Origin of the sequence: Variovorax sp. DAIF25 (genome assembly GCF_050711835.1) — a bacterium.
GTDB lineage: Bacteria > Pseudomonadota > Gammaproteobacteria > Burkholderiales > Burkholderiaceae_C > Variovorax.
The window spans coordinates 1,191,676-1,207,804 of record NZ_CP136636.1 but is presented as its reverse complement, the minus strand read 5'-3'; the positions used below and the strand labels follow the sequence as shown (position 1 = coordinate 1,207,804).

At 70.7% G+C, this 16,129-nt stretch carries 17 protein-coding genes; 5 read left to right on the top strand and 12 right to left on the bottom strand.

Annotation, left to right across the window (positions count from 1 at the left end; translation table 11 throughout):
• Nucleotides 1–149: 149 nt before the first annotated feature.
• The 5 genes from R0232_RS05465 to R0232_RS05445 are packed head-to-tail and all read right to left on the bottom strand — an operon-like array spanning nt 150 to nt 4,831.
• Entirely contained in the window at nt 150–638 is a 489-nt protein-coding gene (locus R0232_RS05465; RefSeq protein ID WP_431511479.1) for a nucleoside deaminase, read from the bottom strand.
• Between the two features lie 5 nt (nt 639–643).
• Entirely contained in the window at nt 644–1,915 is a 1,272-nt protein-coding gene (locus R0232_RS05460) for a cyanate transporter (protein ID WP_431511478.1), read from the bottom strand.
• On the bottom strand, nt 1,912–3,114 hold the full coding sequence (locus R0232_RS05455) for an amidohydrolase family protein (RefSeq protein WP_431511477.1): 1,203 nt from the start codon (nt 3,112–3,114) through the stop codon (nt 1,912–1,914). The genes R0232_RS05460 and R0232_RS05455 overlap by 4 nt, the downstream gene beginning before the upstream one ends.
• A 32-nt stretch (nt 3,115–3,146) precedes the next feature.
• Entirely contained in the window at nt 3,147–4,622 is a 1,476-nt protein-coding gene (locus R0232_RS05450) for a sodium:solute symporter family protein (protein WP_431511476.1), read from the bottom strand.
• Nucleotides 4,619–4,831 (bottom strand): DUF3311 domain-containing protein, encoded by a 213-nt coding sequence (locus R0232_RS05445; protein WP_057593917.1) that lies wholly within the window; start codon nt 4,829–4,831, stop codon nt 4,619–4,621. The genes R0232_RS05450 and R0232_RS05445 overlap by 4 nt, the downstream gene beginning before the upstream one ends.
• Before the next feature lie 166 nt (nt 4,832–4,997).
• On the opposite strand from R0232_RS05445, the gene R0232_RS05440 reads away from it, so the two are divergent.
• The 3 genes from R0232_RS05440 (at nt 4,998) to R0232_RS05430 (ending at nt 7,077) form a co-directional block, all read left to right on the top strand.
• On the top strand, nt 4,998–5,762 hold the full coding sequence (locus tag R0232_RS05440; protein WP_296792596.1) for a GntR family transcriptional regulator: 765 nt from the start codon (nt 4,998–5,000) through the stop codon (nt 5,760–5,762).
• Between the two features lie 63 nt (nt 5,763–5,825).
• Nucleotides 5,826–6,764, top strand: a complete 939-nt coding sequence (locus R0232_RS05435; protein ID WP_431511475.1) for a DMT family transporter — start codon at nt 5,826–5,828, stop codon at nt 6,762–6,764.
• A gap of 4 nt (nt 6,765–6,768) precedes the next feature.
• Complete coding sequence (locus tag R0232_RS05430; RefSeq protein ID WP_431511474.1) at nt 6,769–7,077, top strand: DUF1272 domain-containing protein; 309 nt, start codon at nt 6,769–6,771, stop codon at nt 7,075–7,077.
• Here the strand turns inward: R0232_RS05430 and R0232_RS05425 are convergent.
• From R0232_RS05425 to R0232_RS05415, 3 genes are read right to left on the bottom strand one after another with little or no spacing between them, the layout of a single operon-like run.
• Entirely contained in the window at nt 7,074–7,448 is a 375-nt protein-coding gene (locus R0232_RS05425; protein WP_431511473.1) for an AtuA-related protein, read from the bottom strand. The genes R0232_RS05430 and R0232_RS05425 overlap by 4 nt on opposite strands.
• A gap of 4 nt (nt 7,449–7,452) precedes the next feature.
• Entirely contained in the window at nt 7,453–8,814 is a 1,362-nt protein-coding gene (locus R0232_RS05420; protein WP_431511472.1) for an acyclic terpene utilization AtuA family protein, read from the bottom strand.
• Between the two features lie 13 nt (nt 8,815–8,827).
• Nucleotides 8,828–9,793: a Bug family tripartite tricarboxylate transporter substrate binding protein gene (locus R0232_RS05415; protein ID WP_431511471.1), complete on the bottom strand. Its 966-nt coding sequence runs from the start codon at nt 9,791–9,793 to the stop codon at nt 8,828–8,830.
• A gap of 152 nt (nt 9,794–9,945) precedes the next feature.
• Here R0232_RS05415 and R0232_RS05410 point away from each other — a divergent pair, with 152 nt between their 5' ends.
• Nucleotides 9,946–10,932 (top strand): LysR family transcriptional regulator, encoded by a 987-nt coding sequence (locus tag R0232_RS05410; protein ID WP_208512094.1) that lies wholly within the window; start codon nt 9,946–9,948, stop codon nt 10,930–10,932.
• Here the strand turns inward: R0232_RS05410 and R0232_RS05405 are convergent.
• The 3 genes from R0232_RS05405 to R0232_RS05395 form a co-directional block, all read right to left on the bottom strand.
• A complete protein-coding gene (locus R0232_RS05405; protein WP_431511470.1) occupies nt 10,919–11,908 on the bottom strand; it encodes a Bug family tripartite tricarboxylate transporter substrate binding protein in 990 nt (329 codons plus the stop codon). The two genes, R0232_RS05410 and R0232_RS05405, sit on opposite strands and share 14 nt — an antisense overlap.
• 11 nt (nt 11,909–11,919) lie before the next feature.
• A complete protein-coding gene (add, locus tag R0232_RS05400) occupies nt 11,920–12,999 on the bottom strand; it encodes an adenosine deaminase (RefSeq protein WP_431511469.1) in 1,080 nt (359 codons plus the stop codon).
• Between the two features lie 71 nt (nt 13,000–13,070).
• Nucleotides 13,071–14,021, bottom strand: coding sequence for a LysR family transcriptional regulator (locus tag R0232_RS05395; protein WP_093355531.1), 951 nt, complete (start codon nt 14,019–14,021; stop codon nt 13,071–13,073).
• Nucleotides 14,022–14,178: 157 nt separating this feature from the next.
• Here R0232_RS05395 and R0232_RS05390 point away from each other — a divergent pair, with 157 nt between their 5' ends.
• Nucleotides 14,179–15,057 (top strand): TorF family putative porin, encoded by an 879-nt coding sequence (locus R0232_RS05390; protein ID WP_431511468.1) that lies wholly within the window; start codon nt 14,179–14,181, stop codon nt 15,055–15,057.
• Between the two features lie 24 nt (nt 15,058–15,081).
• On the opposite strand, the gene R0232_RS05385 is transcribed toward R0232_RS05390, so the two are convergent.
• On the bottom strand, nt 15,082–16,089 hold the full coding sequence (locus tag R0232_RS05385) for a Bug family tripartite tricarboxylate transporter substrate binding protein (protein ID WP_093355536.1): 1,008 nt from the start codon (nt 16,087–16,089) through the stop codon (nt 15,082–15,084).
• Between the last annotated feature and the right edge of the window lie 40 nt (nt 16,090–16,129).

The window sequence follows — 16,129 nt, the reverse complement described above, 5'->3', positions numbered from 1 at the left end:
CTCACTGTCGGGCGCAATACATGTGCCAGGAATCGAGGCTTACCTGGAGTTCCCATGCGGATGCGGCATGGCCGTTTGCATCGGGCGCATCCTGCCGTGCCGCTCTTGTCCGGCGGCTGGTACTTTCTTCGCCGTCGGCCGGCGCGGTGCTATCGCCGCGTCGCGGCCCACTCCGCCAGGATCCGCACCGCCTCCCCATCCATCCTCTGCTCTGCCGGCAGCCTGCGCTGCGCGAGCGTCGCGCCCGATTCGATGCGCAGCGCCTCCACGTCGATCGGATGGCGCGCGGCGACGGTCACGCCCTCGAAGGCCTCGCCCGACTGCGCGAGCGAGGCCGCGTAGTAGAGCTGCGCGATGCCCGCGATGTGCATCGCCGCCACGCACATGGCACAGGGCTCGCACGAGGTGTAGAGCTCGCAGCCCGAGAGGTCGACGCTGCCGAGCCTGCGGCAGGCGTCGCGGATGGCCTCGACCTCGCCGTGCGAGGTGGGGTCGTGGTGCGCGACCGAGTGGTTGAAGCCCTCGCCGACGATGGCGCCGTCCTTCACGACCACGGCGCCGAAGGGCTCGGTGCCGGGTTCTTGCAGCGCCTGCGCGGACAGGGCGAGCGCGCGTTGCATGAAGCGTTCCTGGTACATGGTGTTCAGACCTTTCGGGTGGCTGCGCCCTCGGGCGCGAGGGAAGAGGATGGCATGGCGCGCGGCGCGAACAGCCCCGCGGTGGCGGCACCATAGCGGCGCGGATCGAAGCGCAGCAGCAGCGGCAGCAGCACGAGCACGACGGCGCCGAGGTAGGCCCAGGCGAGCGCGAAGCCGCCCGTGTGCTCGCGCACCCAGCCGGTGACGAAGGGCGCGAGCGCCGCGATCATGAAGCCCAGGCCCTGCATGAAGCCCGCGAGCGCGCCGGCCTGCGCGGGGTCGGGCAGGTGGTCGAGCGCGAGCACCATGCACAGCGAGAACGCGCCGCCGAGGCCGAAGCCCAGCACGAGCGCGATGGCAGGGGCCGGCACGGGCACATGCAGTGCGAGCGCGCAGAAGCCCGCGAGCTGCGCGGCCAGCGTGAGCGCGAGCCAGGGCCGCAGGTCGCGCCCGCGGCTGCGCGCGAGGGCGGGCATGGCGAGCGCGCCCACCACCTGCGCCAGCGTCATCAGCGCGAGCACCGAACCGCCCTGCTGCGCGCTCCAGCCCTGCTGGGCATAGAAGTGCGGCAACCAGGCCACGAGGCTGGTGTAGCCGCCGTTGACGAGGCCGAAGCAGATCGCCAGCAGCCAGGCGCGCGGGCTCGCGAAGCAGCGCAGCCACGAGAGGCCGCGGCGTGGCACGTCGGCCGTGAATTCCATGCGCCGCATGTTGAGCCAGTACAGCAGCGCGAAGACCGCGGGCAGGGCCCAGATCGCGAGGCCCGCATGCCAGTCGGGATGCGCGCCGCCGAGCGCCTGCGCGACCCAGGGGCTGGCGATCGCGCCGAAGCCGCCACCGCCCATGATCGCGGCCGAATAGAGCCCGGTCATCACGCCGATGCGCGCCGGATAGGCCTGCTTGACCACCCCCGGCATCAGCGCCTGCACCAGCCCGACACCAGCGCCCGCGAGCGCCGCGCTGGCGAGCAGCGGCGCGGCGCCGTTCGCTCCGTAGCGGCTCGCGCAGGCGAGCGCGATGGCCGCGAGGCCCAGCGCGACACCGGCGCGCGCGCCGATGCGCTGCCCCACGGCCGCACCGCACAGCGAGGTGGCGCCCATCGCGAACATCGGCAGCACCGTGAGCAGCGCCACGGCATGGAAGCCGATGCCGGTGTCGAGGCGGATGGCGCCGAGCAGCGGGCTGCTCGAGGTGAGGAAGGCGCGCAGGTTCAGCGCCACCAGCACGATCACGGCCGCGAAGGCGGTGCCGGCATCGCGGCGGACCTCCGCCTTCACAAGGCGGCCACGTCGTCCTGCAGCACGCCGTCGCGCGCCACGATGCGGCCGCCAGCCACCACGAGCCGGCGCACGGGGCGCTCCACCACGGCATGCGCCACGGTCTGCGCATCGACCAGCACCAGGTCGGCACGGTCGCCGACGCCAAGGCCATAGGCCTCGAAGCCGCAGCCGCGCGCGCCCGCGTGCGTCACGGTGTCGAGCGCGACCTCGATCTCGTCGTCGCGGCGCAGGTTGTAGCGCAGGCCGATGATCATCGCGCGCTCGAGCATGTCGGGCCGGCCATAGGGCGACCAGGTGTCGCGGATGCCGTCGTTGCCGCCGAGCACGGTCACGCCGGCCTGGCGGCAGGCCGGCAGCGGCGGCACGTTGCGCGAGGGCGGCGCGCTGGTGATCAGCACCACGCCGAGCTTCGCCATGCGCGCGAGCAGGGCATCGCGCTCGCGCTCGCTCACGTCGCCGAGGCAGAAGCCATGGCTGATCGCCACCTGGCCCCGCATGCCCAGCGCCTCGGTGCGCTGCAGGATCAGGTCGAGCGAGAAGGCGCCCATGGCGCCGGGCTCGTGCAGATGGATGTCGATCGGGCGCTGGTGCCGGTGGGCGATGTCGAACAGCAGGTCGAGCGACTTCACGGGATCGCCGTCGATGGCGCAGGGGTCGAGCCCGCCGAGCACGTCGGCGCCCGCGGCCAGCGACCGGTCGAGCAGCTCGGCCGTGCCGGGCCGCGCGAGCAGGCCCGACTGCGGGAAGGCGACGACCTGGATCTGCTGCAGATCGCGCAGGGTCTCGCGCGTGCGCAGCGTGCCTTCGAGGTGGCGCAGGCCGGCCTGCGTGTCGACGTCGACGTGCGTGCGCAGCCGCGTGGTGCCGAGCGCGAGGAAGGCCTTGGCCAGCACCAGCGACTGCGCGGCCGCGTCGTGGCCGCTGGCATGGCGGAAGGCGCGCTCGTTCTCGATCTTGTCGGTCAGGTTCGCTCCGACCTCGTTGCGGTACCAGTCCAGGCCCCACATCGTCTTGTCGAGGTGGGTGTGGCCCTCGACGAGGCCGGGCAGCAGCAGCGCGCCGCGGCCGTCCTCGACGGCGGCACCGGCGGGCGCGGCGAGCGCGGCGCCGAGCTCGGCGATGCGGCCGTCCTGCACCCGCACGTCGACCGGCGCGGCACCCAGCGGGCGAACGTTGCGGATCAGGAGCGATGGCATGGGGATTCCTTTGTTCTTTGTCGCATGAAGCATCAGGCGGGCTGCGCCGCGGCCGCGCGTGGCGCCGGGCCCGGCGTGACCAGCGCCACGATCACGAACACCAGCGCGTTGGTCGCGAGCGCCACCAGCCCGGTGTTGAGCGACTTGAAGGCCAGCGGCGCCGCGGGAAACAGCGTAGCGAGGTTCGCGCCGGTGGTCATCAGGAAGCCGAGCACCGCGCCGCCCGCGACGATGCCCGCGAAGGCCGCGTGCTTGTTGCCGAAGGGCTTCTTCATGAGGCTGAACAGCAGCGAGGGCAGCAGCTGCGTGAGCAGGCTGGAGGCGAAGATCGCGACCGCCACGATGGTGGTGCCGCCGCGCAGCACGAAGTACACCGCCACCAGCGCGAACAGCGGCAGCACGCCGCGCGCCACGCGCGACACCTGGCGGTCGGTGGCATGCGGCGCGAAGCCTTCCTTGTAGACGTTCTTGCCGATCACGGTGGAGGCCGTGAGCAGGATCATCGAGCCCGGCACCAGCGCCGTGAGCACGCCGGTGCCGCCGATCACGCCGACGAACCAGGGGTCGAAGGTGTGCTTGACGAGGCCGAACAGGGCCAGGTCGACGTCGGAGCCCTTGAGCCCCGGCACCTGCAGGATGGCCGCGAAGCCGACCAGGAACAGGAAGGCGATCACCACCTGGTACAGCGGCATCAGGATGGTGTTGCGGCGCACCGCGCTCGCGCTGCGCGCGGCATACACCGAAGTGAGGTTGAACGGGTAGAGGTAGTAGCCCAGCGCCGTCAGCAGGATGGTCGAGTTGTACCAGGTGAGGTTGAGGCCCTCCTTCGGGAATTCGAAGAAGCCCGGGTTGGCCGCGTGGATGGCGGTGAACATCGGCGCCACGCCGCCGTAGTAGTGCCACGGCAGGTAGAGGCCGAGGAACACGGCCAGCGCGAGGATGAGCACGTCCTTCACGATGGCGATGCTGGCCGAGCCGTGGATGCCCGAGAACAGGATGTAGCTGACCATCACCAGCGTGCCGATCCAGATCGCCACCGGCGGCGCGATCGAGCCGTACGAGGCCTCCGAGACGATGATGCCGAGCCCGCGCAATTGAATGGTCAGCAGCGCGACCATGCCGCCGAGCGCCACCACCGACACCAGCACGCCGAGCGGGCGGCTGTCGTACTTGTGGGCGAAGAAGTCGGAGAACGACACCAGCTTGTGCGCGCTGGCGTAGCGCCACACGGCCGGCAGCATCCAGAAGGCCATGAGGTAGGCCAGCCCGCCGTAGGCCAGGATGTAGAAGGCCGGCGAGCCCTTGCTGTACGACCAGCCGCTGGCGCCCAGGAAGGTGAAGGTGGAGAACGATTCGCCCGCCATCAGCAGGAACACCATGATCGCGCCGAGCCCGCGCCCGCCGAGCGCCCATTGCTCCAGGCTCATGGTGCGGCCGCGCCGCGCCAGCACCGCGAGGGCCAGCGCGCCGACCACGAACAGCGCGATCACGCCGAGCGCGGCGTTCATCGCGCATCTCCCTGCGTTGCTGGCGCGTCGAGGTCGCCCTCGGCGCGGTCGATGACCACCATGATCAGCGAGGTCAGCACCAGCCAGAGCACGTTCCACACCATCAGGAAGGGCATGCCGAGCACGAAGGTGGGCGCGACGGAGGACAGCCAGCCCCCGCTGAAGAAGGCGGCGACCGGCAGCGCGGCCAGCCATTTGGCGGATTTCATGTGTGTCTCCGTTGTCGTGTGTGGTTGTGGATACCTGGAATTTTGGTCAACCATATCATTTTATTTTGGTTAACCAAATTTCCGCGAATGGTACGAAGTAGGCCGGACCGCGTCAATCCGGGGGCTTTCCCCGGGGTGGCGCGACGCAGGCAAAATCCGCCTGCCTATGCCCGCCACCCGCAAGCCTTCCGCGCCCGCACCCTCCCCCGAGCCCACCGACGCCGACGGCGCCAACGTGGACGAACGCGTCTATGCCGCCGTCTCCAAGGCGCTGCTCAGCGGCAAGCTGCGGCCCGGCACGCCGCTGCGCGAGCGCGCGCTGGCCGAGGCGCTGGGCTGCACGCGCGGCGCGGTGCGCAAGGTGCTCGCGCGGCTGGGTTCCGAGAAGCGGCTGGTGCTCGAGCACAACCGCGGCGCCTTCGTGCCCAACCCCTCGATCGAGGACATGCGCGGCACCTACCGCGCGCGCCGCATCGTCGAGGCCGGACTCGTGACCACGCTGTTCGGCCAGCTCGCGCGCGAGCAGGTGGCCACCCTGCGCAAGCACGTGCAGGCCGAGCAGAAGGCCTTCAAGGAAGGGCGGCGCGAAGACGCGGTGCGCCTGGCGGGCGACTTCCACCTGCTGCTGGCGCAGATGGCGGGCAGCGAGGAACTGCTCTCGTACATCGGCCGGCTGATCGCGAACACCGAGCTCTACAAGGCGCTCTACGACTCGGCCGAGGCCGCGAGCTGCGCGCCGCGCGAACACGAGCAGATCATCGATGCGCTGACCGCCGGCAAGTCGCTCGACAAGGCGCTGGCCGTGGCGCTCGAGCACCTCGACGAGCTCGAGCGGCGCGTGATCGCGGGCGCGGCGGCCGAGCAGGAGACCGACCTCGCGACGCTGCTCAACGGCGGCGCGGACGACCCGCACCACGGGCACGGCCACTGAGGCAGGCACGTTTCGGCCGCGGCCGAAGTGTCCGCGCGCGGCCTTCGCGATGATCGGCGCGCCATGCCGACCACCACCCTCGCCGCTTCAGCCAAACCCCGGGCCCCCGCCCTCGAATGGGCGCTGCTCGTGCTGCTCGCCACCTGCTGGGGCGCTTCCTACACCTTAATCAAGATCGGCGTCGCGACCCTTCCGCCGGTCACGCTGATCGCGGCGCGCACGCTGGTCGCGGGCCTGCTGCTGCTGGCCGTGCTGCGGCTGCGCGGCCTGCGGCTGCCGCGCGACGCGGCCAGCTGGCGCCGCTTCGCGCTGCAGGCCGGCCTCAACAGCGTGCTGCCCTTCACCTTGATCGCCTGGGCCGAACGCAGCGTCGATGCCGGCCTCGCGACCATCCTCAACTCGACCTCGCCGATCTTCATCTTCCTGCTGAGCCTGGGCCTGGCCGGCGCCGAGCGGCCCACGCTGCGGCGGCTGTTCGGCGTGGCGGCCGGGCTGGTCGGCATCTGCCTGATCGTCGGCGTGGAGGCGCTCGGCGGGCTCGGCCGGTCGCTGTGGTCCCAGCTCGCGCTGGTCGCGGCCGCGGTCTGCTACGGCTGCGCCGCGATGTTCGGCCGCGTGTTCAAGGGCCTCGACCCGATGCTGCCGGCCGCGGGCTCGCTCGTGAGCGGCGCCGCGCTGCTGCTGCCCGCGAGCCTGCTGATCGACCGCCCCTGGACCCTCGCGCCCTCGGCCGCGTCGCTGGCCGCCGTGCTCGCGCTCGCGGTGGTCTCGACCGCGCTGGCCTTCACGATCTATTTCCGGCTGATCCGCACCCTCGGCCCGATGTCGACCTCCGCCCAGGCCTACCTGCGCGTGCCGATCGGCGTGGCCATCGGCGTGCTGTTCCTCGGCGAGCGGCTCGCGCCCACCGCGTGGACCGGGCTTGCGTGCATCATGGCCGGCGTGATCGCGATGACGCTGCCCGCGCGCGGCGCCATACCCCTGCCCTTTCTCCGGAGATGAACCCATGCTCGAACTCAGGCCCAACTGCGAATACTGCGACAAGGACCTGCCGCCGAACGCGACCGATGCGCGCATCTGCAGCTACGAATGCACCTACTGCGCCGACTGCGCGCAGAACGTGCTGCACGACGTCTGCCCCAACTGCGGCGGCGGCTTCGCGCCGCGGCCGATCCGGCCGGCGACCGAAAGGCGGCCCGGGGTGTTCCTGGGCAAGCAGCCGGCTGCGGTGCAGCGCAAGCATCTGAAGTGGGAGCGCGACACGCTCGCGGACTTCATCGCCTCGGTGCAGGCGATTCCGCCGGCGCAGCGCTAGGGCGACGGGCCCGTCGCGGCAGGCAAGGCCGGAAACCGCCGCCGCACCAACCGTTCGATGTCCGGCGGCACCTCGATGTCGATGCGCAGGATCACGCTCGACATGGCCTTGCCGTAGTTGTCCAGCGCGAGCGTGCGCGAGACGCCGCCGGCCAGGGCGCCGTGCAGCACGAAGTTCATGCCGTGGATGTTGTCGGCCACGTGGCGATCGACGCGCTCGGCCACCTTGTAGAAGGCCTTGACCTTCTCGGCCGTCAACTGCTCGACCAGGTACGGATGGAACGCGGGCTCGTAGGCGAACACGCCCACGTTGAAGATGTTGCCCTTGTCCCCGGAACGGCTGTGCGCGAGGTAGCGAAGCGGGATCTGCATGGTCTCAGCTTTCGATGGTTTCGAGCCTGAAGTCGATCGCGTCGCGATCCACCAGGGTGGACCACACGCCGATGACCTCGCGCGTGCGGTCGTTGAACGGCAGGCGCTTGCCGGTCGCGGCGATGCCCGACACGGCCATGCCGTCGACCTCGCCGCCGATCTTCTCGGCCATCTCGCGCGTGCGGGTGCGCGCGCAGACGCGCACGGCCACCTCGTAGGGCTCGTGGTCCATGGGCGGCGATGCCTCGCGATGCACGGCGTTGACGCCCAGGTAGTCGATGCGCAACTCCTGCGCCTCCAGTCCGACCATGCGGAAGCGCTCCTCGAGCATGCGCTTGGCCAGCTCGGCGCGCGCCATCGCGCCCGGCCCCGCGTAGAAGAACCAGTCCTCGCCGATGAAGCCCTCCTTGCAGCCCATCGACACCTTGAGCGTGCGCGGCCGCGCGCGGCCGGTGGCGCCGCTGAAGCGCACGCGGTCCTCGCCGATCTCCTCGACGCGCGCGGTCAGGAAATTCACCACCACGTCGGGCGTCAGGTACAGCGACGGGTCGTGTACCTCGTAGAACATCTGCTCCTTCACCGTGCGCGCATCGACGCGCCCGCCGGTGCCCTGCACCTTGGTGATCACGGCATCGCCGTTGGCCGACACCTCGGCGATCGGCAGTCCGAGGTTCCAGGGATCGGGCACGTCCTTGAAGCCGGGGTCGCTGAAGTAGCCGCCGGTCACCTGCGCGCCGCATTCCAGCAGGTGCCCGATGGCCGAGCCCTGGGCGATCAGGTCGACGTCGTGCGGCGACCAGCCGAAGGCATGGATCATCGGCGCGAGGAACAGCGAGGGATCGGCGACCCGCCCGGTGATCACGATCTGCGCGCCCTCGTCGAGCGCCTTGACGATACCGTCGGCGCCCGCATAGGCCTCGGCCGAGATCAGGCTGGGGCGCAGCGTCTCGAGCGCGGCGCCGCTCTCCATCACCGTGTCGGCGAGTTCGAAGATGCGCTGCGTCAGGTCGTCGCCCACCACGGCGGTGATCCGCACGTTGCGGTGGCCGAGCTCGGCGCAGATGCGCGCGGTGGCCTCGGCCGCCGCCACGGGATGGATCCAGCCGCCGTTGGTGACGATCCGCGTGCCCTGCGCCAGGCAATGCGGAAGCACGCGTCGCATGCGCTCCTCGAGCAGGGTCTCGTAGCCCGCGAAGCCCGGGTCGGCGCGCTTGCGCGCCTGGGCGAAGGACACGGTCGCCTCGGCCATGGTCTCGAAGCACAGGAAGTCGAGTTGCCCGAGCTTGGCGCTGACGACCGCCGGCTCGATCCGGTCGCGCCACCATCCCGAGCCACAGCCGATGCGCACGCTGGTCTTGTTCCTCATCGCGTCTTCTCCCTCAATCGATCCGGATGCCCGCGTCCTTGATGACGCGCGCCCACTTCTGGTCCTCGGCCTTCAGGTAGGCGGCGAACTGCGCGGGCGTGTTGCCCACCGGGATGGCGCCCCAGCCGCTCAGCTTCTGCCGCACGTCCTGCATGTCGAGCGCGGCCCTCACGCCCTGGTTCCAGGCCTCGATGGCCGCGGGCGGCGTGCCCTTGCGCGCGAGCAATCCGAACCATGCATTGACCTCGTAGCCCGGGAACCCCGCCTCCGCGAAGGTCGGCACCTCGGGCAGCGCCGGCACGCGCTGGCTGGTGGTGACGGCCAGGGCGCGCACCTTGCCCGCATGGATCTGGGGCAGCGAGGCCGGCAGGTTGTCGAACATGGTGTCGACGTGGCCGCCGAGCAGGTCGGTGATCGCCGGGGCCGAGCCCGGGTAGGGCACGTGCATCAGCTGCACCTTCGCGAGGCTGTTGAACAGGGCGCCCGACAGATGGGGCGAGCCGCCATTGCTGGTCGAGGCGAAGCTCACGCCGCCGGGCCTGGCCTTCTCGGCGGCCACGAGGTCCTTGAGCGACCTGAACGGCGACGCCGCGCCCACCACCAGCACGTTCGGCGTGTTCACCACCAGCGTGACCGGATCGAAGTCGGTGTAGGCCACGCGGATCGACTTGTTGAGGTAGGGGTTGGTGACGGTCGCGAAGGTGCCCATCAGCACCGTGTAGCCATCGGCCGGCTGGTTCAGCACGGCCTGCGCGCCGATGGTGGTGGCACCGCCCGGGCGGTTCTCCACCACCACGGGCTGGCCGAACGAGGCGCCGAGTTTCTCGGCCAGCAGGCGCGCCACCAGGTCGGTGGTACCGCCGGGCGGCGTCGGCACCACGATGGTCAACGGCTTGGCGGGAAAAGGCGCCGCGAGCGCGGCGCCGGCCGCCATCGCGGCCCAGGCGGCCGCGGCCAGCCACCGGTGCGGGATCTTCATCTGTCGTCTCCGTTTCGTTGTTCGGGCCGCTGCATTCCCGCGGCCGTCGGTCTCGATACTGACCGGGCCGCCCTCGGCGCGCCAAGCGAAAGTCGGGCACTTCAGCTGTGAAGAATATTCACCGTGCCCGGCGCCGGGCCTACGATGGCGCGATGGAGAAACGACCGAACCAGATCGACCGGCTCAGCGACGTGGCGCTGTTCGTGCGGGTGGCGGAGCGCGGCAACTTCTCGATGGCGGCCAAGGACTGGCACCTGTCGCCCTCGACCGTCAGCAAGCTGGTGGACCGCCTCGAGGGGCGCCTGAAGGTGCGCCTGTTCGACCGCACGCCGCGCGCCGTGACCCTGACGCCCGCGGGCCGCATCTTCTACGGCAAGGCGCTGGCATTGCTCGAAGCGGCCGAGAGCGCGCAGAGCGCCGTCATGCAGGAACACGACGACGTGCGGGGAATGCTGCGCGTGCATGCGCCGCCCGTGTTCGCGCGGCACGACCTCGCGCGGCTGCTGCCGGACTTCCTGGCCCGCCATCCGCAGGTGCGGGTCGAGCTCTTCGTCGGCCTCGACACGCCCAGCCTGATGCAGCAGGGCCTCGACGTGCTGATCCACTCGGGCCATCTGCCCGATTCCTCGATGGTGGCGCGGCAGCTGTCGACCGTGCGCTGGATCGTCTGCGCCTCGCCCGCCTACCTCGCGCGCCACGGCACGCCGCGGCGGCCCGAGGACCTGCTGCGGCACAACTGCCTCAACTTCGTGGGCCGCGAGGCCTGGAACCACTGGCAGGTCGGCGGGCCCGAGATGCCGCAGGAACAGCTCGCGATCGGCAATGTCTCGGCCAGTGACGGCGGCGTGCTGCTGGAGATGGCGCGCGGCGGCGCCGGCATCGCGCGCCTCGGCGACTTCCACGTGCGCGCCGACATCGACAGCGGCCGCCTGGTTCCGCTCTTCCTGAGCGAGGCCTTCGAGGAGGTGCCCGTGCTCGCGGCCTACCACCACCGCAAGCACCTGAGCGCGCGCATCCAGGCCTTCGTCGACTTCATGGCCGAGGCGCTGGAGGCGCGCAACCGGGACATGGATGCGTGGCTGGCGGCGCTCGGCGGGTCGGCGGGGCGCTCCGCTCCCGACGCCGCTACTCGGCCTTGATGTTCCCCTTCGCGACGATCGCGCCGAACTTCGCGTCCTCGCCCTGCAGGAAGGCCGCGAACTCCTTCGGCCCCGCGCCCAGCGGCGTGACGCCGCCCTCCTCGAAATTCCTGCGCACGCCCGGGTTCGCGAGCACCTGCGCCAGCGCGGCATGCAGTTGCGCGACGATCTGCGGTGGCGTTCCCTTGGGCGCGAAGATGCCCTGCCAGACCGACACGTCGGCGCCGCGCCATGCGGGCACGCTGGCCAGCGGCGGCGCTTCGGGCATGGCGGCCGAGGCGCTCTCCGCCATCACGCCGTACACGCGCAGCTTGCCCGCGCGCGCCTGCTGGATGACCATCGACAGCGGCAGCACGGCGAGGTCGAGCTGGTTGCCGCTGAGGTCGCTCACGATCTGCACGCCGGTGCGGTACGGCACATGGACCATGTCGACGCCGCCGCGCTGCTTGAGCAGCTCGCCGCCCAGGTGCAGCGAGGTGCCGACACCCGAGCTCGCGTAGCTGTACTTGCCGGGCGCGGCCTTGAGGTCGGCATACAGCGCCTCGCTGGTCTTGGGCTGCAGCGCCGGCTTGCCGACCAGCGCCAGCGGCTGGGCGCCGAGCAGCGTGACGGGCACGAGGTCGGCGAGGCCGTCGTAGCGCACGGTGGAGGGCGTCACCATCTTCGCGATCACGACGGTGCTCTCGACCGACAGCAGCAGGGTGTAGCCATCGGGCCTGGCGCGCACGGCCTTCTCGGTGCCGATGACGCCGCCGGCGCCCGACACGTTCTCGATCACCACCGGCTGCCCGAGCCGCGTGGCGAGCTCGGGCGCGATCCAGCGCGCCATGACGTCGACGTTGCCGCCGGCACCGTAGGGCACGATCAAGGTGATCGGGCGCGCGGGCCATGCGGGCTCGGCGAGGGCCGTGGTGGCGCAGGCGGCGAAGGCCAGGGCGGCGAGCAGTGCGCGGCGGCGTGCGGTGTCGATATGCATCGTGGGGTCCTTCAGTCGCGGTTCGTTTCCAAGGGAGCAGCCTGCTCGCGCTCGAGCGCGGCGATCTCGCGTTCGAAGTCGGCGCGCAGGTTGCGCTTCGCGTCGTCGTCGAGCCAGCAGGCGTCGACGCCCGCGAGGCTGAAGGCGCGCGCCTGCGCCCAGCCCCAGCCGTTGCCCTCGAGCACGGTGGCGTAGGTGTGGCTGAGGTCGGTGTGGAACATCGCGGGGTCGTCGGTGTTGAGGCTGACCGGCAGGCCCGCGTCGACCATGCGCTTCACGCTGTCGAGCCGCCGCCGCTGGTTGCGCACCACGCTCGTGATGCCGCAGACGCAGAAATGCACGCCGCGGTCGCGCGCGCGCCGCAGGCCGTCGTCGCTGGCGAGCAGGTTGTAGCCATGGTCGAGCCGGTCGCAGCCCAGCAGGTGGATGCAGTCGTCGACGTTGGAAGGCGGCGCCTCCTCGAGCGTCTGGTTGTCCTCGCAGACATGGGCGGTGCGCTGGAGGCCGGCGCGGCCCGCGCGCTCGAACAGGGCCGCGAAGCTGGCGGGCGGGCCCGCGCGCTCGGGGCCGTCGAGGCCCACGCCGACGACCAGGTCGGAGCGCAGGCCGAGGATGTCGTCCATCGCGCGCTCGGCGCTGTCGAGCGGCAGGCCGCGATCGAAGGAGGCGATCAGCAGGCCCGAGCAGCCGAAGTCCCGCCGCGCGGCGCGCAGGCCGGCCACCAGCCCCTCGACCTGCACGCGGTACGGCACGCCCGTGGGCATGAAGTACTGCGGGTTGAAGGACAGCTCGACATGGCGCGCGTTGCTGCTGCGCGCGGCGTCCTCCACGGCCTCGTAGGCCACGCGCTCGAAATCGGCGCTGCTGCGCACCGCCTGCGCCGCGATGCGCAGCACGTCGATGAAGTCGTAGAAGTCGCGGTAGCTGTAGAGCGTGTCGACCGGGCGCGGCAGCGGCAGTTCGTATTGGCGCGCGAGCGCGACCAGCGTGGCCGGGCGCAGGGTGCCGGCCATGTGGAAATGCAGGTCGGTCTTGGGCAGCCGGGCGAGCAGGTCCGGACGGACCGGCGCGGGGGAGGAAGGGGTGGACATGGACGGCGACGATAGCCACGCCCACCGCCCGCGCCCAGCACAGCGCTGTGCAGCAGGTTATGACAGCGCCGTCATGACCTGGGCCGGTGCGCCAGCTCGCGCGCGGCCGCCGTCAGCTCGCCGCGCAGCCAGCGCATGGCCTGGTTCTTGTGCGTGCGCTCGTGCCACACGAGGCGGTAGCGGTGCGGCTTGATCTTCGCGGGAAAGGGCACGATCGCGAGCGGGTACTGGCGCGCGAAGTCCTCGGCCAGCAGGCGGCCAGTGGTGAAGACCAGGTCGGTGCGCGCGAGGATGGCCGGCGCCATGCCGAGGAACTGGGTGTGCATCGCCGTGTGGACCGACACGCCGAGCTCGGCCAGTTGCGCATCGATGATGGTGCCCTGCCCCGGCACGTGCTCGAGCGAGGACAGGTGCCGCGCGCGCCGGTAGTCGTCGAGCGTCATCGGCGCCCTGGCCAGCGGATGGCCCTCGCGCACCAGGCAGACCATGGGTTCGGTCAGCAGGCTGGCGGCGCGCAGGTGGCCGGGCAGCTCGGGCCAGATGGTGATGACCATGTCGACCTCGCCGTCGGCGAGCTGGCGGTAGTGCTCGAAGCGCGAGCCCAGGCCGCGGATCACCACGTCGCACTCGGGCGCCTGCCGCGCCACGCGCTCGGCGATGTCGGCGAAGAACTGGCGCGGCAGGAAGTCGTAGGTCGCGATGCGGAAGCTCTGGCGCAGCTCGCGCGGCTCGACCGGCCCGGCCTCGGCGGTCAGCAGCGACATGTCGGCCAGGATGCGGCGCGTGGGCACGGCCAGCGCCTGCGCGCGCTCGGTCAGCACCATGCGGTTGCCCACGCGCACCAGCAGCTCGTCGCCGGTGAGCTGGCGCAGCACCTTGAGGTGGCGGCTCAGCGCGGACTGCGCCACGCCGAGCTTGGCCGCGGCCTGCGACACGCTGGCCTCGCTCAGCAGCACGTGGAGCGAGCGCAGCAGCGATTCGTCCAGTCGGCGGTCATGCTCGCCGGTGTCGGGCAGGGACATGGTGTTCGGGTCGAAGAGGGAGGCGGTAGGTCCGCGGGCAAGGGATTCTGCCCGTGCGCCGCATGCGCAATTTTTGCGCCGCGGCCCGAAGTCTTTACACGGCTTTGATACGCCCCCTCCTACGCTGTCGCTCTTCCTTCATCCCCGAGCTCTCTCGATGCAAAGATCGATCCGCGCCGCCTCCTCGGCACTCGCCCTCCCCACCCTGATCGCCGCCGCCTTCGCGCTGCCCGGCGCGGCCTTCGCGCAAGCGGCCGGCGATGCGCCGGCACCGGCCGCCTCGCCGGTCACGGCCAACATCGCGCTGACCACGAACTACAAGTTCCGCGGCCAGGACCAGGACATGCTCGGCAGGAACGACTACGCCAAGACCCGTGGCGCCAAGCCCGCCCTCCAGGGCGGCTTCGACTACGCCTTCGGCGAGAGCGGCTTCTACGTCGGCAACTGGAACTCCAGCGTCAACTGGCTCCAGGGCAACAGCGTCGAGGTCGACCTGTACGGCGGCTACAAGTTCAAGGCCGGCCCGCTGGACATGGACGTCGGTGCGCTCACCTACATCTACCCGGGCAACTCGGTCGGCAACACCACCGAGCTCTATGGCGCGGCCACCTATGCCAACGAGAGCCTCGGTTCCTTCACGCTGAAGTACTCGCACACGGTGTCGAAGGACTACTTCGGCTTCGCCGGCAACAAGCTGGGCTCGGGCCTCGAGGGCACCAACACGGGCTACCTGAACCTGTCGTACAGCAAGGAGATCCTGCCCAAGGTGACGCTCAAGGCCGCGGTGGGCTACACGGCCCTGTCGAGCGACATCCGCAGGAACACGGCCTACAAGAGCTATGTCGACTACAACGTGGGCGCCAGCTACGACTTCGGCGGCGGACTCACGCTCGCCGGCTCGGTGCAGGGCGCGAACCAGAAGAACGCATACAACGCCGCGGCCGGCCCGCTCTACGACTTCGGCTTCTACACCGTGCAGCAGGTCTACTCGCCGAACAAGCCGCGCTTCATCCTCACGCTGGCCAAGACGCTCTGACGAAGACGCCGGCGGCCGTCGGCATCAATCGATGCTGATGTTCGCCGCCTTCGCGACCTCCGCCCACTTCACGCGGTTGTCGTGCACCGTCTTGCGGAACTGCGCGGGCGTCTCGATGCGGATGGTGTTGCCCTGGCTCTCGAACTTCTCGCGGATCTCGGGCTGCTCGAGCACCGTCTTCACGGCGGCGTTGAGCTTCTCGACGATGCGAGCGTCGGTGCCCTTGGGCGCGAAGATGCCGAACCAGATCGAGCTGTCGAAGCCCTGGGTGCCCGGCAGGCCGCTCGATGCGATGGTGGGCACTTCCTTCACCGCGGCCACCGGCGTGGCGGTGGTCACGCCGAGCAGCCGCACCTTGCCGGCCTTGTAGTGCGGCAGGATGGTCTGGACCTGGTTCATGATGCAGCAGGTCTCGCCGCGCACCACCGAGGTGATGGCCTCGGGGCCGCCCTTGTAGGGCACATGGACCATGTTGAGCCCGAGCCGCGCATTGAACTCGGCGAAGGCCATGTGGGTGCCGGCGCCGTTGCCGGTGGAGGCGTAGTTGTACTTGCCGGGGTTGGCCTTGACCAGCTCGACGAATTCCTTGAGCGTCTTCACGTTGATGACGTCGGGGTTGATCGTCAGCACGTTCGACACGTCGAGCACCGGCGCCACCGGAACGAAATCAGCCTCGACGTCGAAGGGCAGCTTCTTGTAGAGCGCGGCATTGCTGCCATGGGTGGCGGCGGTGCCGAACGAGAGCGTGTAGCCGTCGGGCTTCGCATGGGCCACGTACTCGCTCGCGATGTTGCCGGCCGCGCCGGAGCGGTAGTCGATGATCACGGGCTTGCCGAGCTGGCGCGTCAGCGGGTCCTGGATGGTGCGGGCCACCACGTCGACGCCGGAGCCGGCGGGAAAACCCATGATCAGCGTTACGGGCTGTTGCGGCCAATCGGCCTGCGCATGCGCCACGGGCGCGATCGACGCGCACAATGCAGCGGCCGTCAGCAGCGCGCGCAGGTGCCGGCTCGGGAAGTGGAAAGGGGGCATGGCTGTGGTCCTCGGTTCGGGCGGTGCAGGCCCCGGATTC